Annotated in this window: 26 protein-coding genes and 1 tRNA gene; 20 read left to right on the forward strand and 7 right to left on the reverse strand. The window is 74.0% G+C overall.

Going from position 1 to position 24,686, the window contains the following annotated elements:
• Nucleotides 1–39: 39 nt before the first annotated feature.
• Complete coding sequence (locus tag SM450_RS01530; protein WP_474617823.1) at nt 40–1,659, forward strand: DUF885 domain-containing protein; 1,620 nt, start codon at nt 40–42, stop codon at nt 1,657–1,659.
• Between the two features lie 4 nt (nt 1,660–1,663).
• Here SM450_RS01530 and SM450_RS01535 read toward each other — a convergent pair whose 3' ends face one another.
• Nucleotides 1,664–2,356, reverse strand: coding sequence for a hypothetical protein (locus SM450_RS01535; RefSeq protein WP_474617824.1), 693 nt, complete (start codon nt 2,354–2,356; stop codon nt 1,664–1,666).
• Nucleotides 2,357–2,568: 212 nt separating this feature from the next.
• Here SM450_RS01535 and eno point away from each other — a divergent pair, with 212 nt between their 5' ends.
• The 5 genes from eno to SM450_RS01560 all read left to right on the forward strand — a co-directional run bounded on the left by eno (nt 2,569) and on the right by SM450_RS01560 (nt 6,657).
• The gene (gene eno, locus SM450_RS01540) at nt 2,569–3,852 is read left to right on the forward strand and encodes a phosphopyruvate hydratase (protein ID WP_474617825.1); all 1,284 of its coding nucleotides are present in this window, start codon (nt 2,569–2,571) and stop codon (nt 3,850–3,852) included.
• A gap of 28 nt (nt 3,853–3,880) precedes the next feature.
• Nucleotides 3,881–4,516: an FtsB family cell division protein gene (locus SM450_RS01545; protein ID WP_474618344.1), complete on the forward strand. Its 636-nt coding sequence runs from the start codon at nt 3,881–3,883 to the stop codon at nt 4,514–4,516.
• 23 nt (nt 4,517–4,539) lie between these two features.
• Entirely contained in the window at nt 4,540–5,094 is a 555-nt protein-coding gene (locus SM450_RS01550; protein WP_474617826.1) for a DUF501 domain-containing protein, read from the forward strand.
• Complete coding sequence (locus SM450_RS01555) at nt 5,091–5,603, forward strand: amino-acid N-acetyltransferase (protein WP_474617827.1); 513 nt, start codon at nt 5,091–5,093, stop codon at nt 5,601–5,603. The genes SM450_RS01550 and SM450_RS01555 overlap by 4 nt, the downstream gene beginning before the upstream one ends.
• Before the next feature lie 124 nt (nt 5,604–5,727).
• Nucleotides 5,728–6,657 carry a Ppx/GppA phosphatase family protein gene (locus SM450_RS01560; RefSeq protein ID WP_474618345.1) on the forward strand — a complete coding sequence of 310 codons (930 nt, stop codon included), beginning with the start codon at nt 5,728–5,730 and terminating at the stop codon, nt 6,655–6,657.
• Between the two features lie 79 nt (nt 6,658–6,736).
• Here the strand turns inward: SM450_RS01560 and SM450_RS01565 are convergent, their stop codons facing one another.
• Nucleotides 6,737–6,925 (reverse strand): hypothetical protein, encoded by a 189-nt coding sequence (locus SM450_RS01565; RefSeq protein WP_474617828.1) that lies wholly within the window; start codon nt 6,923–6,925, stop codon nt 6,737–6,739.
• A gap of 392 nt (nt 6,926–7,317) precedes the next feature.
• On the opposite strand from SM450_RS01565, the gene SM450_RS01570 reads away from it, so the two are divergent.
• From SM450_RS01570 to SM450_RS01615, 10 genes are all read left to right on the forward strand, one after another.
• A complete protein-coding gene (locus SM450_RS01570) occupies nt 7,318–7,650 on the forward strand; it encodes a PadR family transcriptional regulator (RefSeq protein ID WP_474617829.1) in 333 nt (110 codons plus the stop codon).
• Complete coding sequence (locus tag SM450_RS01575) at nt 7,647–8,630, forward strand: HAAS signaling domain-containing protein (protein WP_474617830.1); 984 nt, start codon at nt 7,647–7,649, stop codon at nt 8,628–8,630. The genes SM450_RS01570 and SM450_RS01575 overlap by 4 nt, the downstream gene beginning before the upstream one ends.
• A 208-nt stretch (nt 8,631–8,838) precedes the next feature.
• Nucleotides 8,839–9,525 (forward strand): dienelactone hydrolase family protein, encoded by a 687-nt coding sequence (locus tag SM450_RS01580; protein WP_474617831.1) that lies wholly within the window; start codon nt 8,839–8,841, stop codon nt 9,523–9,525.
• 19 nt (nt 9,526–9,544) lie between these two features.
• Nucleotides 9,545–10,258: a uracil-DNA glycosylase gene (locus SM450_RS01585; protein WP_474618346.1), complete on the forward strand. Its 714-nt coding sequence runs from the start codon at nt 9,545–9,547 to the stop codon at nt 10,256–10,258.
• Nucleotides 10,259–10,278: 20 nt separating this feature from the next.
• Nucleotides 10,279–10,998, forward strand: coding sequence for a DUF4129 domain-containing protein (locus SM450_RS01590; RefSeq protein WP_474617832.1), 720 nt, complete (start codon nt 10,279–10,281; stop codon nt 10,996–10,998).
• Nucleotides 10,995–11,579: a hypothetical protein gene (locus SM450_RS01595; RefSeq protein ID WP_474617833.1), complete on the forward strand. Its 585-nt coding sequence runs from the start codon at nt 10,995–10,997 to the stop codon at nt 11,577–11,579. The genes SM450_RS01590 and SM450_RS01595 overlap by 4 nt, the downstream gene beginning before the upstream one ends.
• Nucleotides 11,579–12,577 carry an AAA family ATPase gene (locus SM450_RS01600; protein ID WP_281584911.1) on the forward strand — a complete coding sequence of 333 codons (999 nt, stop codon included), beginning with the start codon at nt 11,579–11,581 and terminating at the stop codon, nt 12,575–12,577. The genes SM450_RS01595 and SM450_RS01600 overlap by 1 nt, the downstream gene beginning before the upstream one ends.
• Nucleotides 12,577–13,941: a DUF58 domain-containing protein gene (locus SM450_RS01605; protein WP_474617834.1), complete on the forward strand. Its 1,365-nt coding sequence runs from the start codon at nt 12,577–12,579 to the stop codon at nt 13,939–13,941. The genes SM450_RS01600 and SM450_RS01605 overlap by 1 nt, the downstream gene beginning before the upstream one ends.
• Nucleotides 13,938–14,498 carry a hypothetical protein gene (locus SM450_RS01610; protein WP_474617835.1) on the forward strand — a complete coding sequence of 187 codons (561 nt, stop codon included), beginning with the start codon at nt 13,938–13,940 and terminating at the stop codon, nt 14,496–14,498. The genes SM450_RS01605 and SM450_RS01610 overlap by 4 nt, the downstream gene beginning before the upstream one ends.
• Before the next feature lie 102 nt (nt 14,499–14,600).
• Nucleotides 14,601–15,935, forward strand: coding sequence for an NAD(P)/FAD-dependent oxidoreductase (locus tag SM450_RS01615; RefSeq protein WP_474617836.1), 1,335 nt, complete (start codon nt 14,601–14,603; stop codon nt 15,933–15,935).
• Here SM450_RS01615 and SM450_RS01620 read toward each other — a convergent pair.
• Nucleotides 15,922–17,760 (reverse strand): DUF6311 domain-containing protein, encoded by a 1,839-nt coding sequence (locus SM450_RS01620; RefSeq protein ID WP_474617837.1) that lies wholly within the window; start codon nt 17,758–17,760, stop codon nt 15,922–15,924. The genes SM450_RS01615 and SM450_RS01620 overlap by 14 nt on opposite strands.
• Before the next feature lie 103 nt (nt 17,761–17,863).
• Here SM450_RS01620 and SM450_RS01625 point away from each other — a divergent pair.
• From SM450_RS01625 to SM450_RS01635, 3 genes are all read left to right on the forward strand, one after another.
• Nucleotides 17,864–17,944 (forward strand) — tRNA-Leu (locus SM450_RS01625).
• A 110-nt stretch (nt 17,945–18,054) separates the two neighbouring features.
• Nucleotides 18,055–18,888: a Bax inhibitor-1/YccA family protein gene (locus tag SM450_RS01630; RefSeq protein WP_474617838.1), complete on the forward strand. Its 834-nt coding sequence runs from the start codon at nt 18,055–18,057 to the stop codon at nt 18,886–18,888.
• A gap of 97 nt (nt 18,889–18,985) precedes the next feature.
• Nucleotides 18,986–19,306: a hypothetical protein gene (locus SM450_RS01635; RefSeq protein WP_474617839.1), complete on the forward strand. Its 321-nt coding sequence runs from the start codon at nt 18,986–18,988 to the stop codon at nt 19,304–19,306.
• Between the two features lie 108 nt (nt 19,307–19,414).
• On the opposite strand, the gene SM450_RS01640 is transcribed toward SM450_RS01635, so the two are convergent.
• The 4 genes from SM450_RS01640 to SM450_RS01655 are packed head-to-tail and all read right to left on the reverse strand — an operon-like array spanning nt 19,415 to nt 24,157.
• The gene (locus tag SM450_RS01640; RefSeq protein ID WP_474617840.1) at nt 19,415–20,899 is read right to left on the reverse strand and encodes a CYTH and CHAD domain-containing protein; all 1,485 of its coding nucleotides are present in this window, start codon (nt 20,897–20,899) and stop codon (nt 19,415–19,417) included.
• Nucleotides 20,900–20,939: 40 nt separating this feature from the next.
• Nucleotides 20,940–22,202: an acetyl-CoA C-acetyltransferase gene (locus SM450_RS01645; protein WP_474617841.1), complete on the reverse strand. Its 1,263-nt coding sequence runs from the start codon at nt 22,200–22,202 to the stop codon at nt 20,940–20,942.
• Between the two features lie 58 nt (nt 22,203–22,260).
• A complete protein-coding gene (locus SM450_RS01650) occupies nt 22,261–23,076 on the reverse strand; it encodes an SGNH/GDSL hydrolase family protein (RefSeq protein ID WP_474617842.1) in 816 nt (271 codons plus the stop codon).
• Nucleotides 23,077–23,110: 34 nt separating this feature from the next.
• A complete protein-coding gene (locus tag SM450_RS01655; protein WP_474617843.1) occupies nt 23,111–24,157 on the reverse strand; it encodes an SGNH/GDSL hydrolase family protein in 1,047 nt (348 codons plus the stop codon).
• 131 nt (nt 24,158–24,288) lie between these two features.
• On the opposite strand from SM450_RS01655, the gene SM450_RS01660 reads away from it, so the two are divergent.
• Entirely contained in the window at nt 24,289–24,645 is a 357-nt protein-coding gene (locus SM450_RS01660; protein ID WP_474617844.1) for a YkvA family protein, read from the forward strand.
• Nucleotides 24,646–24,686: the final 41 nt, after the last annotated feature.

Genomic DNA, 24,686 nt, shown 5'->3' on the forward strand with positions numbered 1-24,686 from the left:
CCCGCGGGGAACGTCGGGGGAGGTCGGTAGGGTTCGGGCATGGAAGCGTTCGTGCCGCTCGCGGAGCGGATCGTGGAGGCGTTGCTGGAGAGCCGGCCCGGGTTGGCCACCTCCGTCGGGGACCACCGCTACGACGACCGCCTGCCCGACCTCTCCGCCGACGCGCTCGCCGCCGACCAGGCGATGCTGAAGGACGCGGCCGACGCGCTCTCCGAGATCGACCCGGACGTGCTCGACGTCGACGAGAGCGTCGACCACGCGCTGCTCAGCGCTCTGGTCGACCAGGGGTTGTTCGAGGCGACCGAGATCCGCGGCCACGAGTGGGATCCGCTGCGGCACAACCCGGGGCCGTTGTTGCACGCGCTGCTGGCCCGGCCGTACGCGCCGGTCGAGGAGCGGCTCAGCCACCTCGCCGGGCGTCTCGACGCCGTACCGGATGCGTTGGCGACCGCGCGTGCGACGCTGCGGGACATGCCGCGGGTCCATGCCGAGACGGCGGTCGGGCAGTTCGCCGGCGCCGCGGCGCTGGTCCGCGACGAGGTGCCGGCGTTGCTCGCCCAGGCGCCGGCGCTGCGCGACCGGGTGGGGCCGGCGGCGACGGCCGCGATCGCCGCGCTCGACGAGTTCGTGGCGTGGCTGCGGGCGGGGTTGGCGGCCGACGCCGGCCCGGGGCGTGACCCGCGGCTGGGCCGGCGGCGCTGGGAGGCGCGGCTCTGGCACACGCTCGACACCGAGCTGGGCGCCGCCGAGGTGCAGCGCCGCGCGTGGGCCAACCTCGACCGGGTCACCGACGAGATCCGGGCGGCGGCCGTCGAGCTGGTCGGTGGTCCGGCCGACGACGAGACGGTACGCCGAGCGCTGGACCTGCTTGCCGCCGAGCACCCGGACGACGGCACCATCGTGGACCTCGCCTCGGTGACGCTCGACGAGGCGGGTGACTTCGTCCGCCTCCACGACCTGGTCAGCCTCGTCGACGACCCGTGCGTGATCCAGGAGATGCCGGAGTTCGCCCGGGGCGTGGCGGTGGCCTACTGCGACTCGCCGGGCCCGTTGGAGACGGCTGACGTGCCGACGTTCTACTGCATCGCGCCCACCCCGGCGGGCTGGCCGGCGCGGCGGGTCGAGTCGTTCTACCGGGAATACAACGACCACATGATCCGCAATTTGACCGTGCACGAGGCGATGCCCGGGCACTTCCTCCAGCTCGCCCACGCTCGGCGGTACGCCGGCCCGACCCGGGTGCGGGCGCTCACCGAGTCCGGCGTGTTCATCGAGGGCTGGGCGGTCTACGCCGAGGAGCTGATGGCCGGGCTCGGCTTCGGCGGGCTGCCGGTGCGGTTGCAGCAGCTCAAGATGCAGCTCCGGATGACCATCAACGCGCTGCTCGACCAGCTCGTGCACTGTGACGACATGTCCGAGGCCGACGCGATGGCGTTGATGACCGGGCGCGGCTTCCAGGAGGAGGGCGAGGCGGCCGGCAAGTGGCGGCGGGCGTTGCTCACCTCCACCCAGCTCTCCACCTATTTCGTCGGCTACAGCGAGATGGCCGACATCGCCGCGTCCCGGCCGGACGGCGTGCCGGTGCGCGACTGGCACGACGCGATGCTTGCGCACGACTGCCCGCCCCCGCGTCACCTGCGCACCCTGCTGGGGGTGTGAGGGGTCAGGACTTCCTGGTGCGCCGGTCCACCACGCCGGCGCCGGGCGGCACGGCGAACGCGGACGGCTCGACCGTCTCGGTGTAGCGACTCAGCGTCACCTCGGCGGGCTTGCCGTCGAGCGTGCCGGTGAAGCTGCCGAGCACTCCCTCGGTGGTCACGCAGGCGGTGAAGCGTTCCCCGGCGCTTGTGACGTCGACGCATGTGGCGTGGTGCCCGGCCAGCGTGGTGTCGGTCTGCTTGATTGCGGCCTCCGGCTCCAGCGCCGCGTCGGTGAGCAGCCGGATCACCGCCGGTGGGGTGACCAGGCCCTGCTTGCGCGCCTCGTCGTAGACGATCACCGACGGCTTGCCGGCGGTGAGCACCGGCGGCGACATGGTGCAGGAGGTGCGCGCGGCGGTGCTCGTGCACCGGGTCACCGCCTCCTGGGTCACCGTGATCTTGCCGCCCGGCCAGGTGTAGGTGGAGCGCAGCGGGTCCTTGGTCTGCGCGATCGACGCGGTCTGCCCGCCGGCGAGCTGGTAGTCGGCGGCCCAGGTCTGCTCCAGCGCCCGGTCCATCCGCGCGGCGAGGTCGTTGACCAGGTCGGCCCGCCCGAGCGCGACGCCCGCGCCGTCCAGGGCCTGGCAGCCGGTGACCGAGAGCGACGCGATGGCCGTGGCGGCGAGCACGCGGAGAGTCGTCGTGGCGGCAGGCATGATGCCCAGCCTTGTCGATCGACGCAACCTCTCGCAAACCCGTTGCCGGTTGACGCCCGGTAAAGCGGGAATGTCCGTCTCATTCGCCGCCGCGGAGGCCGCCCCGAGCGGCATGCCGGAGGGCGGGGACCGATACGCTGCGTTCAACACCTGCCTCAGCCGCACCGTCGCGGCCCACACCGGACCGGTACACACAAACGAGGAGCGACTCAGTGGCAACCATCGAGGGAATCGTCGCCCGGGAGATCCTGGACTCGCGGGGCAACCCGACGGTCGAGGTCGAGGTCGGGCTCGACGACGGCACGATCGCCCGCGCCGCGGTGCCGTCCGGCGCCTCCACCGGCGCGTTCGAGGCGGTCGAGCTGCGCGACGGTGACAAGGGCCGTTACCTGGGCAAGGGTGTCGAGAAGGCGGTCGCCAACATCGAGGACCGGATCGTCGACCAGCTCATCGGCTACGAGGCGAGCGAGCAGCGGCTGATCGACCAGAAGATGATCGACATCGACGGCTCGGACAACAAGGGCGAGCTCGGCGCCAACGCCATCCTCGGTGTCTCCCTGGCCGTGGCGAAGGCCGCCGCCGGCAGCGCCGAGCTGAGCCTCTTCCGCTACCTGGGCGGCCCCAACGCGCACCTGCTCCCGGTGCCGATGATGAACATCCTCAACGGTGGCGCGCACGCCGACTCGAACGTCGACATCCAGGAGTTCATGATCGCGCCGATCGGCGCGCCGACGTTCCGGGACGCGGTGCGCTCCGGCGCCGAGGTCTACCACGCGCTGAAGTCGGTGCTGAAGAAGAAGGACCTGTCGACCGGCCTCGGCGACGAGGGCGGTTTCGCCCCCAACCTGCCCACGAACGCCGCCGCGCTGGACCTGATCGCCGAGGCGGTGGAGAAGGCCGGCTACCGGCTGGGCACCGATATCGTCTTCGCGCTCGACGTGGCCGCCACCGAGTTCTTCGACAACGGCACCTACACGTTCGAGGGCAGCGCCAAGAGCGCCGAGGAGATGAGCAACTACTACACCAAGCTCGCCGGCGACTACCCGATCGTGTCCATCGAGGACCCGCTCGCCGAGGACGACTGGAGTGGCTGGGCCACCCTGACCGCCGCGCTCGGAGACCGGATCCAGATCGTCGGCGACGACCTGTTCGTGACCAACCCGCAGCGCATCGCCCGGGGCATCGCCGAGCGGTCCGCGAACGCGGTGCTGGTCAAGGTCAACCAGATCGGCTCGCTCACCGAGACGCTCGACGCCGTGGACCTGGCCCACCGGGCCGGCTTCAAGTGCATGATGAGCCACCGTTCCGGCGAGACCGAGGACACCACCATCGCCGACCTGGCGGTCGCCACCGGCTGCGGCCAGATCAAGACCGGCGCGCCGGCCCGCTCCGACCGGGTGGCCAAGTACAACCAGCTCCTGCGGATCGAGGAGGAGCTGGCCGACGCGGCGCGGTACGCCGGCGCCGGCGCGTTCCCGCGCTACCGTTCGGCCTGAGGCCAGCGCTCCGGGGAGGGGTGTGACGATGCAGCAGCGCCGCACACCGGGCGGCCAGCGACCCGCCCGCCGGCCGGGACAGGCCGGCCGGGCGGGCGGTCCCCGGGTCCGGTCCACGGCCCGCGACGGCGGCGTCCGCGCCGAGCCGCGTGCCGCCGGCCGGTCACCCGGCGCACCCCGGGCCGCCGACGGCGTACGCTCCGCGAGCCGCCCGGCCGCGGCCCGGCGTACCGCCGCCGGTGGCACGGTCAAGCGGCTCACCGCACCCCAACCCCGGCGCTTCACCGGGCGCGCCACAGTGCTGTTCGCCGTGCTCATCGCGCTCGCTCTGGCGTACACCTATCCGGTCCGGGTCTACCTGGACCAGCAGGCCGACATCGAGCGGATGGAGGCGTCCCAGGCCGAGCAGCGGAGGCTGATCGAGAGCCTCACCGCCGAGGCGGCCAAGTGGAAGGACGACGCCTACGTCGAGACCAAGGCGCGGGAACGCTTCTTCATGATCCGGCCGGGTGAGACGGCGCTCGTGGTGCTCCGCGACGCCGAGGGCGCCGCCCGGGACGCCGGCAAGGGCGCGAAGCCGGGGGCGCCGACGTCGCCCGAGCCGTGGTACGACACCCTGTGGTCGAGCGTGCAGGCGGCGAACGCCGAGCGCCCCGACAAGTGAGCGACCGAGGAAGGCGTGACCCGTTGAACGTCGTACCACCGCAGGATCCGGCGGCGGACTCCGTACCCCCGCCGGAGCGCCAGCCGGCCACCGAGGCCGACCTGGCCGCGGTGGCCGCGCAGCTCGGACGCACGCCGCGCGGCACCCGGGCGGTGGCCCACAGGTGCCCGTGCGGCCTGCCCGACGTGGTGGAGACGACGCCCCGGCTGGCCGACGGCACGCCGTTCCCGACGCTGTTCTACCTGACCTGCCCGCGAGCCACCGCGGCGTGCAGCCGGCTGGAGTCGGCCGGGCTGATGAAGGAGATGGCCGACCGGCTCGCCGAGGACCCGGACCTGGCCGCCCGCTACCGGGCGGCGCACTCCGACTACCTGGCCCGCCGGGAGGCGATCGGCGAGGTGCCGGAAATCGCCGGCATCTCCGCCGGTGGGATGCCCGGCCGGGTGAAATGCCTGCACGTGCACCTGGGCCATGCGCTCGGCGCCGGGCCGGGGGTCAACCCGCTCGGCGACGAGACGCTGGCGCTCGTGGAGAAGTGGTGGGCCGCCGGCCCCTGCGTGGACGTGCCCACCACGTGACCACCGTCGACCAGGTCACGATCCGCCGCGCCCGGACCGCAGACGTACGCGGCATCCGCCGGCTCGTGGACACCTACACCGACGACCGGCGGCTGCTCAGCAAGGCCACCGTGACGCTCTACGAGGACGTGCAGGAGTTCCGGGTCGCGGTGACGCCGGACGGGACGGTGGTCGGCTGCGGCGCGCTGCACGTCATGTGGGAGGACCTGGCCGAGATCCGCACCGTGGCGGTCGACCCGTCCTGCCGGGGGCACCGGCTCGGGCACCGGATCGTCGGCGAGCTGATCGACGCGGCGCGGGAGCTGGGCGTCGCCCGGATCTTCGTGCTCACGTTCGAGACCGGCTTCTTCGGCGCGTTCGGCTTCCGCGAGATCGACGGCGCCCCGGTCCCGCAGCCGGTCTACGAACAGCTCCTCCGCTCCTACGACGAAGGTGTCGCCGAGTTCTTGGACCTGGAACGGGTCAAGCCCAACACCCTCGGCAACACCCGCATGTTGCTGCGCCTCTGACCCCGCGCCCCCTCTGCGGTGATCATGAAGCTGACGGCGCCCGCTGTCCGGTTTGTCGCCGCCAGCTTCATGATCACCGACGGCTGGCGGGACCTGTCGTAGGGTGGGCGGCGTGAGCGTGCGTGTGGGGGCCATCGACTGCGGGACCAACTCGATCCGACTGCTGATCGCCGACCTGCCGGATCCGTCCGCGGGGGCGTCCGCGCCGCTGGTGGACGTCAGCCGGCGGATGGAGATCGTGCGGCTGGGGCAGGGCGTGGACCGCACCGGCACGCTCGCGCCCGAGGCGATCGAGCGGACCCGGGTGGCGCTCGCCGACTACGCCGCCCAGATCGAGAAGGCGGGCGTCGACCGGGTGCGGATGTGCGCCACCTCGGCCTCCCGCGACGCCTCGAACGCCGACGACTTCCGAACCATGGTCGAGCGGACGCTCGGCGTACCGCCGGAGGTGGTGACCGGCGACGAGGAGGCCCGCCTCTCGTTCACCGGCGCGGTGCGCGGCCTGCCCGCCGACGCCGAGCCGCCGTACCTGGTGGTCGACATCGGCGGCGGCTCCACCGAGTTCGTGGTCGGCACCCGCGCCGGTGGCGTGCGCGGGGCGATCTCGGTGGACATCGGCTGCGTCCGGATGACCGAGCGGCACCTGCACGGCGACCCGCCCGGCCCGGCCGAGATCGCCGCCGCCGAGGCCGACATCGCGGCTGCGGTGGACCGGGCGCTGGCCGCCGTGCCCGGCCGGGAGGCCGCCACGCTCGTCGGGCTTGCCGGTTCGGTCACCACAGTGGTCGCCCTGGCCGAAGGGCTCCGGGAGTACGACCCGAGCCGCATCCACCACGCCCGGGTGCCGTACGCCCGGGTGGCGTCGGTGACCGCCTACCTGCTCGGCGCGACGCGGGAACAGCGGCTGGCTGAGCCGGTGATGCACCCCGGCCGGGCGGACGTGATCGGCGCCGGTGCGCTGGTGCTGCGCGTGATCATGGAGCGGGCCGGGATGTCCTCGGTGGTCGCCTCCGAACACGACATCCTCGACGGCATCGCCTGGAGCCTGGCGTAGCCCTGCCAGGACGCCAGGAGATCTTGGAAGGAAAGTGCCCCTGGAGGGGCCGTTCCGCTCCAAGATCTCGGGTGGCGATTCAGTCCGTCGACAGGTCGGGTCGGTGTTCCCGCACCCACTTCTCAACGTCCGACTTCCGCCACACCTTGCCCATGGCCAGCACGGCGATCGGCTCCGGGAAGTTGCGCTGATTGGCGATCACGGACGCACGCTGGCGCGAGACGTTGCCGAGCATCGCCCGGATCTCCGACACGCCCACCAACTCCACGCCTTGACGATGGCAGCGGCGCAGTCCGTAGATGACGACAATTACGGAGGCTATTGACGTCGTCAACGGAAGTCGACGCGATCGGGGGATGAGCGCTTCCTCCGTACCCGATCGCGGTCGCCGGGTCGTGCGACCCCACCTACCGATGCGGCCGTGCTGGCTCTGCCGGGTGTGCGCGGGCCCCTGGCCGTGTCAACCGGCCCGCCTCTTGCTGCTGATGGACTACCGGCGCGAGCGGGTCGCCCTGTCGATCTACATGGCGGCCTGCTTGTTCGACGCGACGGCCGACCTGCTCCGAGGATTCAACGCCGGCTGTCTTGATTGCCGGCGGCGGTGGGGAGGGGGTATGGCGTTCTTGACGGTATTCCGCAATGCGCACTAGTGTGGCGAGTGTGGATGCAACGCAACTCCTCAAGGGTGTCCTCGATCTCGCCGTGCTCGCCGTGCTCAAGGACGAGGACGGATACGGCTACGACATCCTCCGCCGGCTCCGCGAGGCCGGCCTGTCCGAGGTCGGCGACGCCTCGGTCTACGGCACCCTGCGCCGGCTCTTCGCGGGCGGCCTGCTGACCACATACGTGGTGCCGAGCGAGTCCGGGCCGCACCGCAAGTACTACTCGCTGAACGCCGCCGGGCGCGACCAGCTCACCTGCTCCGGCAAGACCTGGCGCTCGTTCGCCACCACCATGGACGCACTGCTCGACGATCGGGGGATGGCGGCATGACCGTCACTGGGCAGGAGATCACGGACTACGTCGACCGGGTGCGGGCCGCGCTCGCCGACCTCCCGCCGGCGCTCCGGGACGAGTTGACCGAGGACCTTCCGGAGCACCTAACCGAGGTGGCCGCCGAAGATGACGGCGCGCTCGTCGACCGGCTCGGCCCGCCCGAGGCGTACGCGATGGAGTTGCGGAGCGCGGCCGGCGCGGAGCCCGGCGGGCGACCGGTGCGCCTGCGCCGCCTGAACGCCGCGCGGAACCGGGCGTTCACCCAGGTACGCCTGCTCGACCGTCAGCTCGGCCCGCTGTTCGGGCACGCCCGGGTCGCGGACTTCCTGCGCTCGCTGCGTCCGGCCTGGTGGTTGGTGCGCGGCTGGCTGGCCGCGCTGCTGGTCAGCGAGGTGATCGGCGGTGGCCGGTCCGGCCTGCTGCCCCGGCTCGACGACAGCGCGCTTGCCGGTCTGCTGCTCCTGGGCGGCGCGATCCTCGCGTCCCTGTGGCTCGGTCGCCGCTCCGGCGGTTTCACCGGCTGGCCGCGCCGGCTGCACCTGGTGGGCACCGCCGTGCTCGTGGTCTTCTCGCTCGTGGTGCTCGCCGACGTGGACCGGCACGCCAGCGCCGACGTGTACGCCGACTACCAGCAGGCGTCGGTCGACCGGCGGCTGGACCGGATCGAGGACGTCTTCGTCTACGACCAGCAGGGGCGGCTGATCCGCGACGCCCAGCTCTTCGACCAGAACGGTGTGCCGATCCGGCTCGGCTGGCCGAACTGCCTCGACTCGTTCGGCGCCGTGCCCGCGCCGCGCAACGCCTACCCGTACTGCCCGGAGTCGGCCCCGTTCGGGCCGGCGGTCCCGCCCGCGCCGGCTCCCACGGCCAGCGGCACGCCAGCGCCGACCGCGAGCGCCACGCCCGCGGCGACACCCACGCCCGGCCCCGGCGTTTCGACGGAGTCGGAGGCGCCGACTCCGACACCAACCAACTGACCGCCGCCGGCCCGACGAACGCCGTCCCGCGTCCGCCTCGCCTACCACCGCGAGGCGGACGCGGCTGCTGTGCGGCCGGGGGTTGGCAGGAGGTGAATGCCACTGTTGTTCCGTCTTCCCCGGGCCCATGATCGCGTGGCACGCTACCGGCACGTGACACCCAACTGTGCGACCAGCCAACGTTGACTGACCGCTAGGAGGACGGCCCATGGGCGAAATGGTGAGCTTCACCGGCAACGGGGGAACGAGCGAGGGGTATCTCGCGATACCCTCCGGCGGTGCGGCCAGCCCGGCGGTCATCGTCATCCAGGACTGGTGGGGGTTGGTGCCCCACGTCCGGGCCGTGGTCGACCGTTTCGCCGACGCCGGCTTCGTCGCCCTCGCGCCCGACTTCCGCCACGGCGGGCCGGCCGTCAAGCCGACCGAGCCCCGGCAGATGCTGAACAGCACGCAGATGGACGAGGCGGCGAGCGACATCGCCGCCGCCGCCGAATACCTGGTCGACCGGCCCGAGGTCGCCGGCAAGGTGGGCTGCGCCGGGTTCTGCGCGGGCGCCAGCCTGGCCCTGTGGTCCGGCACGTTCTCCGAGCGGATCGTCGCCACGGCCGGCTTCTACCCGCGGCTGCCCTGGGAGGGTATGTCCGCCGACTGGGCCGACTACGCGGGGAAGGCCGCGCTCATCCACTGCTCCGAGGCGGACGGCCTGTCCGCCGCCGACGGGGTGCAGAGCGTACGCCGGGCCGTCGAGGCCGCCGGTGGCACCTGTCAGACGTTCGACTATCCGGGCACCGCGCACGCGTTCTTCAACGAGGACCGGCCGGAGCACTTCGACCAGCGGGCCGCCGCCACCGCGTGGGCCCGCACGCTGGAACTGTTCCGGGCGAAGCTTGGCTGAGTCGCGTACCCCCGAGGAGGTGGTCGCCCGCGCGGCGCGGGCGACCGACCTGGCCGACCTCGACGGCGCGGTGAGCGACTGTTTCGCCTGCCCCCGGCTGGTGACGTGGCGCGAGGAGGTGGCCCGGGTCAAGCGGGCGGCGTTCCGCGACCAGGACTACTGGGGGCGGCCGGTGCCCGGCCTCGGCCCGCCGGACGCGCGGATCGCCATCCTCGGTTTGGCGCCGGCCGCGCACGGCGGCAACCGCACCGGCCGGATCTTCACCGGGGACCGCTCCGGCGACGTGCTCTTCGCCGCGCTGCACCGGGCCGGGCTGGCCAACCAGCCGACGAGCGTCGCCGCCGACGACGGCCTGACACTGCGGGACACCCGCATCTTCGCCGCCGTGCGCTGCGCGCCGCCGGACAACAAGCCCACCCCGGCCGAGCGGGACACCTGCGCGCCGTGGCTGCACCGCGAGGTCGAACTGGTACGCCCCACGCTGCGCGTGGTGGTCGCGCTCGGCGCGTTCGCGTGGGCCGCGTGGTGGCCGGTGCTACGCCAGGTGTACGGGCAGCGCCCGCCCACACCGCGACCGGTGTTCGGGCATGGGGCACACTGGTCCGGCGAGTCCGTGCCGGCGGTGCTCGGCTGCTATCACGTCAGCCAGCAGAACACGTTCACCGGCCGGCTCACGCCCTCGATGCTGGACGACGTGTTCACCCGGGCCAAGCAGCTGTCCGGGGTGGACTGACACAGACCTGAGGCGGTGGAATGGATTTCGGCGTGCTGCGCAGGTGGTGGCCGGTCGCGGCGGTGGCGGCACTGCTCGCGGTCGCCGCGCTCGCCGCCGGTCACTCCGCCATCGGGGCCAGCCGGATCCCGCCCGGCGTCCCGTACGCGCCGAAATACCCGTCGCCCGAGGCGGTGCCCTCGATCCGGATCGAACCCCGGGAAGTAGGCGAGCCCAGCTCGGGTGGAGTGCCCGACTGGCTTGGTACCGCCGCCGTGGCGCTGCTGTCCGCGATCGTGCTTGCCGGCGTCGGCTATGCGCTCTGGAGCATCGTCCGCGCCCTGCCGCGCCGGAAGACCCGCGCGGTGGCGACGAGACGTACCAGGCGTACCGCCGAGGGCACCGCCCGCGAGGTGGTGGCGGCCCTGGACGCCGGCCTGGAAGAACTGGACGACAGGTCCACCGACCCGCGGACCGCGGTGATCGCCTGCTGGGTGCGGCTGGAGGAGGCCGCCGAGGACGCCGGCGTGCCCCGGCACACCGGCGACACCCCCACCGATCTGGTCAGCCGGCTGCTGCGCGGTGACCCGGCGGCCGGCATCCCGGCTATCGCCAGCGCCGACGTGCTTGACGGCTTCGCGCACGTCTACCGGGAGGCCCGTTACGCCACCCATGCGGTCGACGAGCGCATGCGGGACCAGGCCCGGGCCGCGCTGCGGCGGCTGCGGGGCGAGCTGACAAGCGTGGCGGGTTCGGTATGAGCACAAGCATCGACGATCTGCTCGGCGCCGGCGAGGAGCCCGCCCGGGACGCGGAACGGCGCTCGGGCGGCCGGGCACGCCTGCTGCTGCGGACCGCCGCGGTCACCGCCGCCGTGGTGGTGGTGGTCATGGTCGGCCTGCGCGCGGTAGGTCTGCGCGTGCCGATCTGGATCATCGTGGCGGGTGTGCTGGCGGTGCTCGCCGTCCGCCGGGTCACGGCCGCGCTCTCACCCCCGCCGCCGCCCCGCGCCGGCGTCCGCAGCTCCGCCGACGGGGAGGAGCCGGGCACCTGGAACTGGTCCGCCCGGGACGCGCTGCGGACCGCCATCAACGGCTGGGAACGACCGCTCGACTGGTGCTCCGACAACCGGGAGCGGTTCACCGAGCGGGTGCTGCCGCGCCTGGGCGAGCTGGCCGACGAGCGGCTGCGCCAGCGGCACGGCGTGACCCGCGAGTCCGACCCGGCCCGCGCCCGTGCGCTGCTTGGCGAGCCGCTCTGGACGTTCCTCGGCACCCCCGCCCGCCGCCCCCCGACGCCGCGCGACCTCGCGGCGATCGTCGCCGAACTGGAGAAACTCTGATGAACGACGTGGACCGGAGCATGCCCCCCGCCGAGGTGGGCCGGCTCGCCCGGGCCGTCCTGGACGCGGTCGGCACCGTCGTGGTCGGCAAACGCGACGCGCTGGAGCTGGTGTTGGCCGGGATCCTCGCCGGCGGGCACGTGCTGCTGGAGGATCTGCCCGGCCTGGGCAAGACGCTCACCGCGCGGTGTTTCGCGCAGGCGCTCGGGCTGGACTTCCGCCGGCTCCAGTTCACCCCCGACCTGCTGCCCGCCGACGTCACCGGCTCCTTCCTCTACGACCAGAGCAGCGGCGACTTCTCGTTCCGGGCCGGGCCGCTCTTCACCAACCTGCTGCTCGCCGACGAGATCAACCGGACGCCGCCGAAGACCCAGTCGGCGCTGCTGGAGGCGATGCAGGAGAAGCAGGTCTCGGTGGAGGGCGTGACCTACCGGCTGGACGAGCCGTTCCACGTGCTGGCCACCGCCAACCCGATCGAGTACGAGGGCACCTACCCGCTGCCCGAGGCGCAGCTCGACCGGTTCCTGCTGCGTGTCTCGTTCGGCTACCCGACGCACGACGAGGAGTGGGACGTGTTGCGCCGGCGGATCGCCCGCCGCCGCGAGGAGGCCGAGATCAAGCCGGTGGTGGACGCCGGCACGCTGCGCGCCATGCAGGCCGCGCTTGAGGACGTGGTCGTGGAGGACTCGATCGGCAGGTACATCGTGTCGCTCACCGCGGCCACCCGGGAGCACCCGTCGGTGCTCGTCGGCGCGTCACCGCGTGGGTCGCTGGCGCTGCTGCTGCTGTCCCGCACGCGCGCGGTGCTCGCCAACCGGGACTACGTGGTGCCGGAGGACGTGAAGGCGGTGGCCGCGCCCGCGCTTGCACACCGGATCACGCTGCGGCCGGAGATGTGGCTGCGCCGGGTGGACCCGGCGTTCGTCGTCGGTGAGGTGCTCGAATCGACGCCCGCCCCGGCCAGCGGCGCGCTGCCCAGCTACGCCGCCGGGCGCTGATGGACGTGCGGGCCGAGCCGGCGGGCGGCTGGGCGCCCACCTGGGCGCTCGGCCGGGCCGTGCTGCTCACCGGCGTGCTGATCGTCGCGGCCGTGCTGCTCGGCCGGCTCGACCTGGTGGTGCTGGCCACGCCGTTCGCGCTCGGCACCGCGTACGCGCTGCGCCGCCGCCCGGCCGCGCAGCCCGAGCTGGAGCTGAGCGTCACCGACACCCACCTGGTCGAGGGCGCGCCGATGGCCGCCACGGTGGCGATCGCCAACCCGGACCTGATCGGGTACGACATGGCGGTGGTGCGGACCCGGATGTCCCAGTGGCTGCGGGTGGAGCAGGTCGGCTTCGGTGGCGCCACGCTTGACGTGAGCCGCTCCGGGGGCGCGGACCGGCCGTTCGTCACCTCCGTGCCCCCGGGCAGTGCGGTCGACCTGGAGCTGACCGGCACCGCGCTGCGCTGGGGCCGGCACCCGCTCGGCCCGGCCGGCGTCCGGGTCGCCGCCGCCGACGGGCTGCTCGTCTCCCGGGCGGTGATCACCGACGCGATCCGGGCCCGGGTCTACCCGCGCACCGAGCCGTTCGACGCGGTCGAGGCGATGCCCCGGGCCGCCGGGCTGGTCGGCGGGCACCGGTCCCGGCGGCCGGGGGAGAGCGGGGAGCTGGCCGGCGTACGCGTCTTCGCGCCCGGGGACCGGCTGCGCCGGATCGACTGGCGGGTGTCGTTGCGGGCCCGCCAACTGCACGTCGCGGCCACCCTCTCCGACCGGGACGCCGAGGTGGTGGTGCTGCTTGACGTGTTGGCCGAGGCGGGCCGGTCCGGCGGCGTACGCGGGCCGGCCTCGGTGCTCGACACCACGGTCCGGGCCGCCGCCGCGATCGCCGAGCACTACCTGCACCGGGGCGACCGGGTGGCGCTGCTGGAGTACGGTCCGGCCGCCCGGCGACTGCGCCCGGCGACCGGCCGGCGGCAATACCTGACGGTGCTGGAGTGGCTGCTCGACGTGCACGCCGAGTCCTCCCCGCACGAGCCGTACGACCAGGTGTTCGGCCCGCAGGTGCTCTCCTCGGACGCGCTCGTGGTGGTGCTCACGCCGCTGCTTGACGAGCGGTCGGCGCAGATGCTCGCCCGGCTGGCGCGGGGCGGCCGGTTCGTGGTCGCGGTGGACACGCTGCCGGCCGAGCTGCCGGTGCCGAAGGACCGGGGCTGGGCCGAGGTGGCGTACCGGCTGTGGCGGCTGGACCGGGACACGATGATCGGCCAGCTCCGCGAGCACGGGGTGCCGGTGGTGCGCTGGGCCGGCGCGGGCAGCCTGGACGAGGTGCTGCGTGACGTGGCCCGCCTGGCCACCGCTCCCCGGGTGGGGGCCCGATGAACACCGTGGTCGAGCGGATGCGCGGGCTGCGGCACCGGGCCGCGCGGGTCAGCCCGCTGCCGCTGCTGGTGCGGGGCGGCATCTTCCTCGTCGTGCTGGCCGGCTTCCTGCTCGCGTACCCGGCGGAGGCCCTGGCCCCGCGGGCGCTGCTGGCCCTGACGGTGGCCGCGGTGCTGCCGGCGGTCGGGCCGCGGCGGATCTGGCCGACCTTCACCGCGCTCGTCACGGTCGCCGGCTGGCTGCTGGCCGCGCTCGGCTTCGACCGGCCGCCGGCGCTGTGGCGGCTGCTCGCCGTGGCCACGCTGCTCTATCTGGCGCACACGCTCTGCGCGCTCGCCGCCCTGTTGCCCTACGACGGGTTGATCGACCCGGACCTGGTGCTGCGGTGGCTGGCCCGGGCCGGCGGGGTGGTGCTGGCGAGCGCCGTGCTCGGCATCGTGCTCGCCTGGCTCGGCGGGGTCGGCGGCACCGGCGGCACGCAGGCGGCGACGGTGGCGGGACTGCTGGTCGCGGTGGGGCTGAGCGCGCTGCTGGGGTGGCTGCTGCGTCGCAGGTGACGGCACATTCCGGGCACGTTGCGCAGGTCACACCGGTTGTGCTCCGTCACAGAAGGGGGTCTCGCGCGGGATTACCCGAGCCCCCCGGGGAAAGATGGAGGCGTGAATCCGAAGCGGATCCTTGTCGTGGGTGCCGGGCACGTCGGCCTGTACGCCGCTCTGCGTCTGTCCAAGAAGCTGAGCTCGCGTGAGGCCGAGGTGGTCGTCGTCGACCCGCAGCCGCACATGACGTACCAGCCGTTCCTCCCGGAGGCCTCGGCGGGCAACATCTCCCCTCGGCACGCTGTGGTGCCGCTGCGGCGGGAGTTGCGCAAGTGCACGGTGGTGGCCGGGACGGTCACCCGGATCGACCACCACCGCAAGACCGCTGTGGTGCAGCCGATCAGCGGCCCGGCCCGGGAGATCCCGTACGACCACGTGGTGGTCGCCCCCGGCTCGGTCTCCCGCACCCTGCCGATCCCCGGCCTGCACGAGAACGGCATCGGGTTCAAGACCATCGGTGAGGCCATCTTCCTGCGCAACCACGTGCTGGACCGGCTCGACGTGGCGGCTGCCACCACCGACCCGGAGGTCCGCCGCCGGGCGCTGACGTTCACCTTCGTCGGCGGCGGCTACGCCGGCATCGAGGCGCTCGCCGAGATGGAGGACATGGCCCGCGACGCGCTGCGCTACTACCCGGAGCTGACGCCGGAGGAGATGCGCTGGGTGCTCGTCGAAGCCACCCAGCGGGTGCTGCCCGAGGTCGACCGGGACATGGGTGCCTACACGGTGCAGCAGCTGATGAAGCGGAACATGGACATCCGGCTGGACACCCGCCTGGAGTCCTGCGTCGACGGGGTGGTCAAGCTCTCCGACGGCGACAGTTTTCCGTCCGACACCATCGTCTGGACCGCAGGCGTGAAGCCGTCGCCGATGCTTGACGCGACCGACCTCCCGCGGGACGAGCGTCGCCGGGTCACCTGCCTTCCGACGCTCCAGGTCGTGGACGGCGACCGGGTGGTCGAGGGCGCGTGGAGCGCCGGTGACTGCGCCGCAGTGCCGGACCTCACCAAGGAGCCGGGCAACTTCTGCTCGCCGAGCGCGCAGCACGCGGTGCGGCAGGCGGCCCGGATGGCCGACAACATCGTGAACGTGGTCCGCGGGCGCGAGCCGGTCGACTACAAGCACAAGCACGTCGGCAGCGTCGCCAGCCTCGGCCTGCACAAGGGGGTGGCGCAGGTCTACGGCATCAAGATGACCGGCTGGCCGGCCTGGTTCATGCACCGGACGTACCACATGTCGCGGATCCCCTCGCTCAACCGCAAGGTCCGGGTGGTGGTCGACTGGTCGTTGGCGTTCTTCCTCAAGCGTGAGGTGGTCGCCCTGGGCCAGTTGCACGACCCGCGCGAGGAGTTCGCCGAGGCGTCCGCCCCGCCGGTCGGCGCTACGCGGGGCTGAACCGCCAGGTCCAGGCGTCGGCGACCCGGGTGCCCGGCCCGAACAGCGCCTCAAGCGTGCGGCGCAGCAGCGCCGCGTGCGGGGCGTCGTCGGTGAGCGCGACGCACGACGCGCGCCAGGCCGCGACGTCCCGGGCCGCCTGGCGGCGCTGCCGGTCGCCGACCGCGGGCGGCACGCCCCGCCGGGCCACGTCGGCGAGCAGGGCCGAGGTGGGGCGCTGCCAGGTGCCCATGGTGGCCGAGCCGCCCCGCCCGTACGGGCCGATGAAGAAGCCCTCCGGCATGCCGAACTCGACCCCGGTGGCGGTGGCCCAGCGCATCGGCCCGGGATCGCGCGGGGTGGCCGTCGGCACCGGCACCAGCACCCCGCCGGGGCGTACGCACTGCCGCCAGTGACCGCCGGTGACGAACTCGGGCAGGGGCGGCCGGTCGACCGTGGGCAGGGGCGTGGGGAACACGCTGAGCAGGGCCGCGCCGACCGCGAGCGGCACCAGCCGGCGGGCCGGACCCGGCTCGCGCAGCGCCAGGTGCACGGCGAGCGTGAGCACGGCGCCGACAAGCGGCAGCACGGCAAGCGCGAAGCGCGTCGGCAGCGCGCCGTCCACCACCGGCAGGCCGTCCAGCAGCGCGTACGGGCCGGGCACGCCGGTCCGCTCGCCGCCGGCCACCACCTCGCGGCCGAGCGAGAGCGCGGCCATCACAAGCGCCGCGGCCACGATGGCGCGCACCAGTGCCCGCCGCCCCGACCAGAGCGCGCAGCCGGCCGCCACCAGCAGCAGCGGCCAACCGAGGAACGTGGTGAACTCGGCCGGACCGGTGGTCAGCCGGACCGATTCCGGGCTGCCGAACACGGTGAGCGCGGAGAGCCTGACCCAGCCGGTCAGGTCGGCGGAGAAGTAGGCCGCCGGGAACATTCCGTCCGCGATGCCCTGCGGGCCGGCGAACTGCACCCGGAGCGGGTACGCCAGCACCAGCAGCGACAGCCCGGCGGCGCACAGCAGCCCGCCGGCGAAGCCGGGGAGCGCGCGGCGGGTCAGCTCCCGGTCGGCCAACCCGTACCCGACCGCCATCACCGCCAGGGTGAGCGCGGTGAGGAAGAGCACCTCCTCACCGACGAAGACCTGCACGGTGACGACGGCGGCCAGCCCGACCGCCGAGGAGGCCATCCGGCGGCGGTCCGGGCCGTCCGGGCGGCCGGCCGGATCCGCGGCGCGCAGCAGCCGGACCACCAACCACACGACCACCGGCACCAGCCACTGCGCGGTCATGTGCAGGTGGCCGTTGCTCTGCGAGACCATCCCCGGCCCGAAGCCGCAGAGCGCCGCGCCGAGCCCGGCGGCGAGCCGGCGGGACCCAAGCGTCCGGCTGAACAGCAGATACCAGGCGACCGCCGTGCCGGCCAGGTTGGCGGCGACCAGCAACGCGAACGTGACAGGTGCTCCGAAGGCCAGGGTGACCGGCGCCAACGGCACCCCGAGCGCCACCACCGAGGTGTTGGCAAGCAGGTTCACCCCGTCGGGCGCGTTGAGCCGGTCGGTGACCAGGCTGAAGTCGCCGCGCAGGGCGCGTGCGTCGAGCGCCAGGAACCACTCGTAGAGCGTCTGGTCGGCGGGGTTGAGCGCGAGCATCCGGGTGCCCGGCGCCGGCCACAGGCGGTGGGTGAGCCAGCCGGCGAACACGGCGTACGCCAGCCCGACCAGCAGGTCCGGGCGGTGCCGGCGGGCGGCGGCAAGCGCCCGGGCCAGCCGCGCCCCGACGGCTGGCGGCGCGGGGCGGAGCGCCTGGTCCGGGCCGGACGCCGGGGCCGGGCGGGCGGCGCTGGTCACGGCCCCGACCCTAGCGGCCACACCGCCGGGGTACGCCGAGGCGCGGCGCACCCGCTACGGTGAGATCTGCATCGCCACGCGCGTCGACGCGCCGGTGTCACCCGCCCGGGTGGTGGAACGGCAGACACGGCCGCCTTAAAAGCGGCTGCCGCAAGGCGTGCGGGTTCGACCCCCGCCCCGGGCACCCGAACTCTCAGGTTTCCCACAGCTTCGCGCCGCACGCGGGTTGGCCTCCCCGTCTACCCTGGAGGCGCACGTCTGCGTGCGAACGACCCCCTGAGGGAGGCCTGAGAAGTGAAGTCCTCGAACCCGGTGCTCGCCCGGCTCGGCCAGGCGGCCGAGCGTGAGCGGGCGACCGGGTACGCCCAGCCCGGGCCGTACGGTCAGCCCGGATACCCCCAGCAGTACCCGCCGCAGCAGCCCTACCCGGGCGCCTACGGCCAGCCGGCGACCCCACCCGCCGTGACCCCGATGACCATCGACGACGTCGTGGTCAAGACGGTCCTCATGCTCGCCCTGCTCGGTGCCGCGGGTGCCGCGGCGTGGGTGCTCGTGCCGGACGCCCTGGTCGGCGTCGCCTGGATCGGCGCCGCAGTGGTCGGCCTGGTGCTCGGCCTGATCATTTCGTTCTCCCGGATCGCCAACCCGGCGCTCGTGGTGACGTACTCGATCGTCGAGGGCGTCTTCGTCGGCCTGGTCAGCAAGGCGTTCGAGTCGCGTTACGACGGCATCGTGCTCCAGGCGGTGGCGGCCAGCTTCGGCGTCTTCTTCCTGATGGCGATCATCTACAAGGCGCGGATCATCCGGGCCACCCCGAAGTTCGCCCGGATCATGGTGGCGATCATCGCCGGCCTGTTCGGCGTCATGCTCGTCAACCTGGTGCTGTCGCTGTTCGGTGTGAACACGCACCTGCGCGACGGCAGCCCGCTCGCGATCGGCTTCAGCCTGGTCTGCATCGTGGTGGCGTCGCTGAGCTTCGTGCTCAACTTCGCCCAGATCGAGGAGGGGGTCCGGATGGGCCTCCCACAGCGCTACGCCTGGACTGCCGCGTTCGGCATCGTGGTCGGCCTGGTTTGGCTCTACCTGGAAATCCTGCGAATGCTCAGCTACCTCCAGGGCGACGACTGACCGTCGCCCGCCCGTCCGTCCGTCGACGCCCGCCTGCCGCACCCGCGGCGGCGGGCGTCGCCGTTTGCCCGTCCGTCCGGCCGTAGACTCGGCGGCGATGAGCGCAGCGGAACTGGACCGGGCGGTGACCCTGCTGGTCCGACAGGTCGGGCACTGGCAGCAGCCGCGCTGGTCGGCGCCGGCCGAGGGGGGCAACGTGTCCCGGGCCGACCTGGTGCACAAGCTCGTCCAGGAACTCGCCAACCTGTCCGCCGACGTGGCCGGCGAGCCGCGCCGGGAGGTGCCCCGGCTCCCCAGCGACCTGGCCCTGCCCGACCAGCTCCGGGTGGTCGCCGCCGATCTGGCCCGGGCCGCCCCGCCGGAGCCCGTGCTGGCCGGCGCCGCCGACGCGGTGACCCGCACCCGCTCCGCCCTCTGACCGACGAACGGAACTGGCCGGCGTGTGCCGTCGGAGCCGGGTCACGTGCCTGCCCGGTGGGGGCCGGGCCGCTCATCGCGGTTGCCCGGCACGCCCACGCCCAACGGCTCAGCGGGCCAGCCAACGGCGTACCTTGCGCCGCCGGGCCCGGTCCCGCGCCCGGAGCACCGCCGGCAGGTCGTGCCCGGCGGTCTCGGCCTGGCGGGCGTGCAGCAGGCCGTAGGTGAACGTGTTCTCGCCCTCGGCGTACGCGCGCAGCGCGTGGCGGAGCAGCACCTCCCGGGTCACCACCGAGTCCTGGTGCGTGCCGAGCAGGTCCTGGAGCCTCTTGAACCGCTTCACCAGGTGGGCGGCCGGCATCCCGGCGGTCGGCTCGCGCACCTCCACCGCGTACCGGGCCGCCTTGTACTTCTTGCGCGCCTCGTGCAGGGCGGCGTCCCCGGCCGGCCCGCCGCCGGCGAGCGCCCGGTCCAGCCGTTCGTCGGCGCGGCGCACCGCCCGGCGTACCCGGCGGTCCACCCACCGACTGCCGACCTCGCCCGTCGGGCCGTCGATCAGCCGGTCCAGGCGGGTCAGCAGGTCGGGGTAGCGCTCGGAGTCCAGCGCGGCCCGTAGCGCGGCGGTCGCCTCGGCCAGGTCGGCGGCGTACCGTTCGCCGATCCGCGCGGCGACCGGGCCGAGCACCAGCTCGTCCGGCAGCTCGTGCACCGCCGCGACCAGCCGGCCGGTCATCACCTGGTGGTCCCGCACCGCGCCCAGTTCGCCACCGAGCCAGCGCAGCTCGGCCCGCACCGCCTCGCTCTCCCGCCGGTCCCACAGGCCGCGAAACGTGCGCAGTGTGGCCCGGAGCCGGCGGACCGCCACGCGCATGTCGTGGACCGCGTCCTCGTCCCCCTGGTACGCCGCCGCGTGGTTGGCGACGATCGTGTCGCGCTGCTCCCGGGCGTACCCGATGACCGGCCCGGCCGCGTCGGCGGGCGGCCGGTCGTCGAAGCGCGCGAGCCGTCCGGCGACCGCTCGGTGCGACTTGCTGACCGGCACCTCCCGGGCGCCGGCCCCGGACAGCCGGGCTGCCACCGCGTCGAGCAGATCCTCGTCGCCGTCGACCAGCTCGACCTCGACCTCGTGCCAGCTCTGGATGGCGCCGTCGACCAGGTCCTCGGACCTGACGTCGTCCTCGGCGACCTCGGCCAGCACCCGGCCGTCGGAGTCGAGCAGCCGCCGCTCCCGGCGGTGGTTGACGATCCGGGCGGCCGGGGCCACCGGTCGGCCCCGGGACGCGCCCCGGATCAGCGCGGCCAGGTCGGCCGGCGGGCCGGCGTCGGACGCTCCGGCCGGGAACTGGTGCTCCACCCGCGCGCCGCCGACCGCGCCCACCTTCAGGTGCCAGCCGGCGTCGTGCCCGCCGGTACGCCGCCGGAGCGCGTGGCCGCTGCGGAGCAGCCGCAGGTCCTCGGTGTCCCAGTAGACGGCGTCCAGCTCCACGGCGGTGGCGTCGGACACCGTCGCGACGCCACCGCACCCGGTCAGGTCGGGCAGCCGGAAACCCTCGTCGCCGGAGAATTTGCGCTCGCGTTCCACGACGGTCGCCATGACTGGTGCGGTACCCGGTTCGCGCCGTCGTGAATCGGCCTCAGTTGAGCCGTTCGAGCACCATGGCCATGCCCTGGCCGCCGCCCACGCACATGGTCTCCAGACCGATGGTCCGGTCGTGCCACTCCAACGCGTTGAGCAGGGTGCCGGTGATCCGGGCGCCGGTCATGCCGAACGGGTGGCCGACCGCGATCGCGCCACCGGCCACGTTCAGCTTCTCCTCCGGGATGCCGAGCTGCCGGTACGACGGGATCACCTGGGCGGCGAACGCCTCGTTGATCTCCACCAGGTCGACGTCGTCGATGGTCATGCCGGCCCGCTTCAGCGCCTGCTTCGACGCCTCGACCGGGCCGAGCCCCATGATCTCGGGGGAGAGCGCGGTGACGCCTGTGGAGACGATCCGGGCCCGCGGGGTGAGGCCCAGTTCGGCCGCCCGGCCGGCGCTCATGATCACCACGGCGGCGGCGCCGTCGTTCAGCGGGCAGCAGTTGCCGGCGGTGATCCGGCCGTCCGGGCGGAACACCGGCTTGAGCCCGGACACGCCCTCCAGGGTCACTCCCGCACGCGGGCCGTCGTCGGCGCTGACCACGGTGCCGTCCGGCGTCGTGACAGGCGTGATCTCGCGGGCCCAGAAGCCGTCCGCGATCGCCTTCTCGGCCAGGTTCTGGCTGCGGACGCCGAACGCGTCCATGTCCTCGCGGGTCACGTCGTACACCTGGGCCAGGTTCTCCGCGGTCTGACCCATGGCGAGGTAGACGTCCGGCAACCGGCCGGCATCACGCGGGTCGGTCCACACCTCGGCGCCGGCCTGCGCGCGGGCCTGCGAGCGCTCCCGCGCCTCGGCGAAGCGCGGGTTCTCCCAGCCGCCGCCGACAAGCGCCTGCGCCTCCGGCGGCAGGGTGTCCGAGTTGCCCCGGGCGTACCGGGAGACCATCTCCACCCCGGCGGAGACGAACACGTCGCCCTCGCCGGCCCGGATCGCGTGCATCGCCATCCGGGTGGTCTGCAACGACGAGGCGCAGTAGCGGGTAAGCGTGGCGCCCGGCAGCCCGTCCAGGCCCAGCAGGGTGGCGACCACCCGGGCCATGTTGAAGCCCTGCTCACCGCCGGGCAGACCGCAACCGAGGTAGAGGTCGTCGATGGTGGTGGGATCTAGCGCCGGGACCTGGTCGAGGGCGGCCTGGACGATGGTGGCGGCGAGGTCGTCCGGGCGGACCTCGCGCAGGGAACCCTTGAACGCGCGACCGATGGGGGACCGGGCGGTGGCGACGATGACGGCGTCGCGGGGCGACTCAATCGGCATGAACCAACGTTAACCCGCGGGTAACTTGCGGTGGAAGCCACGCGCCGGGCGGGAAATGTCACCCCGCCGGCGGCCGTCGGTGGTGCCGGAACGCGACCGCCGCGGCTGCCTCGACCGCCGGGAGCAACGCGTGCGCCCAGACCCGGTAGCCGTCCGCGGACGGATGGAAACCGTCGTGGCACAGCGTGCCGGCGTCGGCCCGGAACACCGGGCCGGTCTCGGTCCCCAGGTCGACCACGGTGCCGCCGGCGTCGAGCACGGCCACCGTCTGGGCCCGCGCCATCCGCCGACCGGACCAGCCGAGCACCTGGCGCAGCGGGGCGGCGACCGCGCGTACCGCGCCGAGATCGGGGCACGTGCCCACCACCACCTCGACGTGCGCCTCCCGCAGCCGGCGTACCGCCGAGCCGAGGTAGGCCGCCGCCTCGGCCGGGCGACCAAGCGCGGTGGCGTCGTTCGCCCCGATCAGCACCACCGCCACGTCGGGCCGCTCACCGAGCAGCGCGCGGGCCACCTGGGTGGCCAGGTCGGTGGCGCGGGACCCGGAAACCCCCACGCTCGACAGGTGCACCCGCCGACCCGTCGGCCCCTCGGCGAGCAGGAGGGCGAGCTGGCCGCCGATGGTCTCCTCGAACCTGTCGACACCCACGCCGAGCGCCGACGAGTCGCCGAGCAGCACCAGCCGCAGCGGCGGCGCGTCGGCCCGGCCGACCGTGGCGCGCAGCACGAGACCCAGCTCGGGCTGCGCGTACTCGCGACTGCGGGCGGCGATGGCCTGGCCGGCGAGCACAGCCGCGCCACCCACGGTGCCGGCCAGCAGCGACAGGGCCGCGGCCCGGCCCCACCGGGCCGCCGTCTCGTTCGGTCCGCTCATGCCATCACCTCCCGGTGTCGGACGCTGCGCTCGCTCATGCCGTTCCCTCCAGCGTGGCCGAGTCGGCGGCGGCGCCGGTCGGGGGCACCGCGCCGACGCCGAAGAAGGCCCGTCGGCGAAGCTGCGCCCACCTGCCGCCCGGCCCCCGGTCGCGGCCCCGCAGTTGGGTGCCGGTGACCTCCGTGCCGGCGTGCCGGGCCGCCTCCTGAGCCGCCTCCGGAAGCGACCGTACGCCCTCCAGCCCGGTGCTCGAAGGCCGGCGTTCGGGCACCGCCTCAAGCGCCGAGAGCACGGCGGGCAGCAACGCCGCCGCCGCCATCGCGTACCCCTCCGCCGAGGGATGGAACCGGTCCCAGGCGAACATCCGGCCGGGCTCGGCGGCGAACCGCGGCCCCAGCAGGTCGCCGAGGGAGACCGTCCGGCCGCCGGCCTCCACCACCGCCACCGTCTGGGCGGCGGCCAGTTGCCGGCTCCAACGCCGGGCCAGCCAGCGCAGCGGCGGCTGGATCGGCCGGATCGTGCCCAGGTCGGGGCAGGTGCCGACGACCACCTCGCAGCCGGCGGCCCGCAGCGTGCGGACCGCGTCGACCAGGTAGCGCACGGCCACCGCCGGCGGGGTGCGGTTGGTGACGTCGTTGCCGCCGACAAGCACCACGGCGATATCCGGCCCGACCTCCAGCGCGGATTCGACCTGCGGCTTCAGCCCGGCCGACAGTGCGCCCACCACGGCGAAGCGGTGCAGCCGGACCGGCCGGTGCAGGCGGCGGGACAGACCGGTGGCAAGCAGGGAGCCGGGCGTCTCCCGGCGCCGGTAGACGCCGTAGCCGGCGGCGGAGGAGTCGCCGAGGACGACCACGGTGACCGGCGGGCCGGGAAACCTCGCGCCGTAGACGCCGTCACAGCGCGGCGGCGGGGCCTGCGCCATCGGGATGGTGCGGCGGGCCTGCCGGGCCTGGCCGAGCAGCACCCCGCCGGTGGCGGCCGTGGCCGCCACCGTGGCGCCCGTGCCGATCGCCGCCAGGCGGACGATCTGCCGGGCGCGTCGCCGGCGGGCCGGCGTCACGGAACCAGCGTCCCCCATGAGCCGACAGTATCGCGCCGGCACGACCATCGCTGTCCTTGATCGGGTGGCTGGACGGTGACCGTTCTGGGTACCAGTGGGGTGGGCTTGCCCCGGTGGCGCACCCTGGTGCGGCGGAGAAGGGCGGAAACATGGGGAAGACGTTGAAGCGCAGCGCCGCGTTCGCCGCGCTGGCCCGGGCACTGGCGGCCGGCGCGCGACGCGGGCCGTCGCTCGGCGCCCGGATGGCGGCGCTGCCCCGGATGATCCGGGCCACCAGCCGGGGAGAGTACGACGGCGGGCTGCGGCTGGCGCTGATGGCCGGGGCGGCGGCGTACGTCGTCTCCCCGATCGACCTGCTGCCGGAGATCCCGCTGGCGATCTTCGGGCTGGCCGACGACGCGGTCATGGTCACCTGGCTGGCCGGCAGCGTGCTCGCCGAGACGGAACGGTTCCTGGAGTGGGAGGCGCGCCGCAGCTCCGTCATCCCCGGGCATGTGGCCCCCTGACGGCACGTACGCTGGCGACGAAACCGGCTGACCGGCCGCCC

The organism is Micromonospora marincola, assembly GCF_056150385.1.

Bases quoted from the DNA above. Each gene is read 5' to 3' on its own strand.
- SM450_RS01530 (WP_474617823.1), top strand. From the start codon at position 40: ATGGAAGCGTTCGTGCCGCTCGCGGAGCGGATCGTGGAGGCGTTGCTG.
- SM450_RS01535 (WP_474617824.1), bottom strand. From the start codon at position 2,356: ATGCCTGCCGCCACGACGACTCTCCGCGTGCTCGCCGCCACGGCCATC.
- SM450_RS01545 (WP_474618344.1), top strand. From the start codon at position 3,881: ATGCAGCAGCGCCGCACACCGGGCGGCCAGCGACCCGCCCGCCGGCCG.
- SM450_RS01575 (WP_474617830.1), top strand. From the start codon at position 7,647: ATGACCGTCACTGGGCAGGAGATCACGGACTACGTCGACCGGGTGCGG.
- SM450_RS01580 (WP_474617831.1), top strand. From the start codon at position 8,839: ATGGGCGAAATGGTGAGCTTCACCGGCAACGGGGGAACGAGCGAGGGG.
- SM450_RS01590 (WP_474617832.1), top strand. From the start codon at position 10,279: ATGGATTTCGGCGTGCTGCGCAGGTGGTGGCCGGTCGCGGCGGTGGCG.
- SM450_RS01595 (WP_474617833.1), top strand. From the start codon at position 10,995: ATGAGCACAAGCATCGACGATCTGCTCGGCGCCGGCGAGGAGCCCGCC.
- SM450_RS01600 (WP_281584911.1), top strand. From the start codon at position 11,579: ATGAACGACGTGGACCGGAGCATGCCCCCCGCCGAGGTGGGCCGGCTC.
- SM450_RS01605 (WP_474617834.1), top strand. From the start codon at position 12,577: ATGGACGTGCGGGCCGAGCCGGCGGGCGGCTGGGCGCCCACCTGGGCG.
- SM450_RS01610 (WP_474617835.1), top strand. From the start codon at position 13,938: ATGAACACCGTGGTCGAGCGGATGCGCGGGCTGCGGCACCGGGCCGCG.
- SM450_RS01635 (WP_474617839.1), top strand. From the start codon at position 18,986: ATGAGCGCAGCGGAACTGGACCGGGCGGTGACCCTGCTGGTCCGACAG.
- SM450_RS01640 (WP_474617840.1), bottom strand. From the start codon at position 20,899: ATGGCGACCGTCGTGGAACGCGAGCGCAAATTCTCCGGCGACGAGGGT.
- SM450_RS01645 (WP_474617841.1), bottom strand. From the start codon at position 22,202: ATGCCGATTGAGTCGCCCCGCGACGCCGTCATCGTCGCCACCGCCCGG.
- SM450_RS01650 (WP_474617842.1), bottom strand. From the start codon at position 23,076: ATGAGCGGACCGAACGAGACGGCGGCCCGGTGGGGCCGGGCCGCGGCC.
- SM450_RS01655 (WP_474617843.1), bottom strand. From the start codon at position 24,157: ATGGGGGACGCTGGTTCCGTGACGCCGGCCCGCCGGCGACGCGCCCGG.
- SM450_RS01660 (WP_474617844.1), top strand. From the start codon at position 24,289: ATGGGGAAGACGTTGAAGCGCAGCGCCGCGTTCGCCGCGCTGGCCCGG.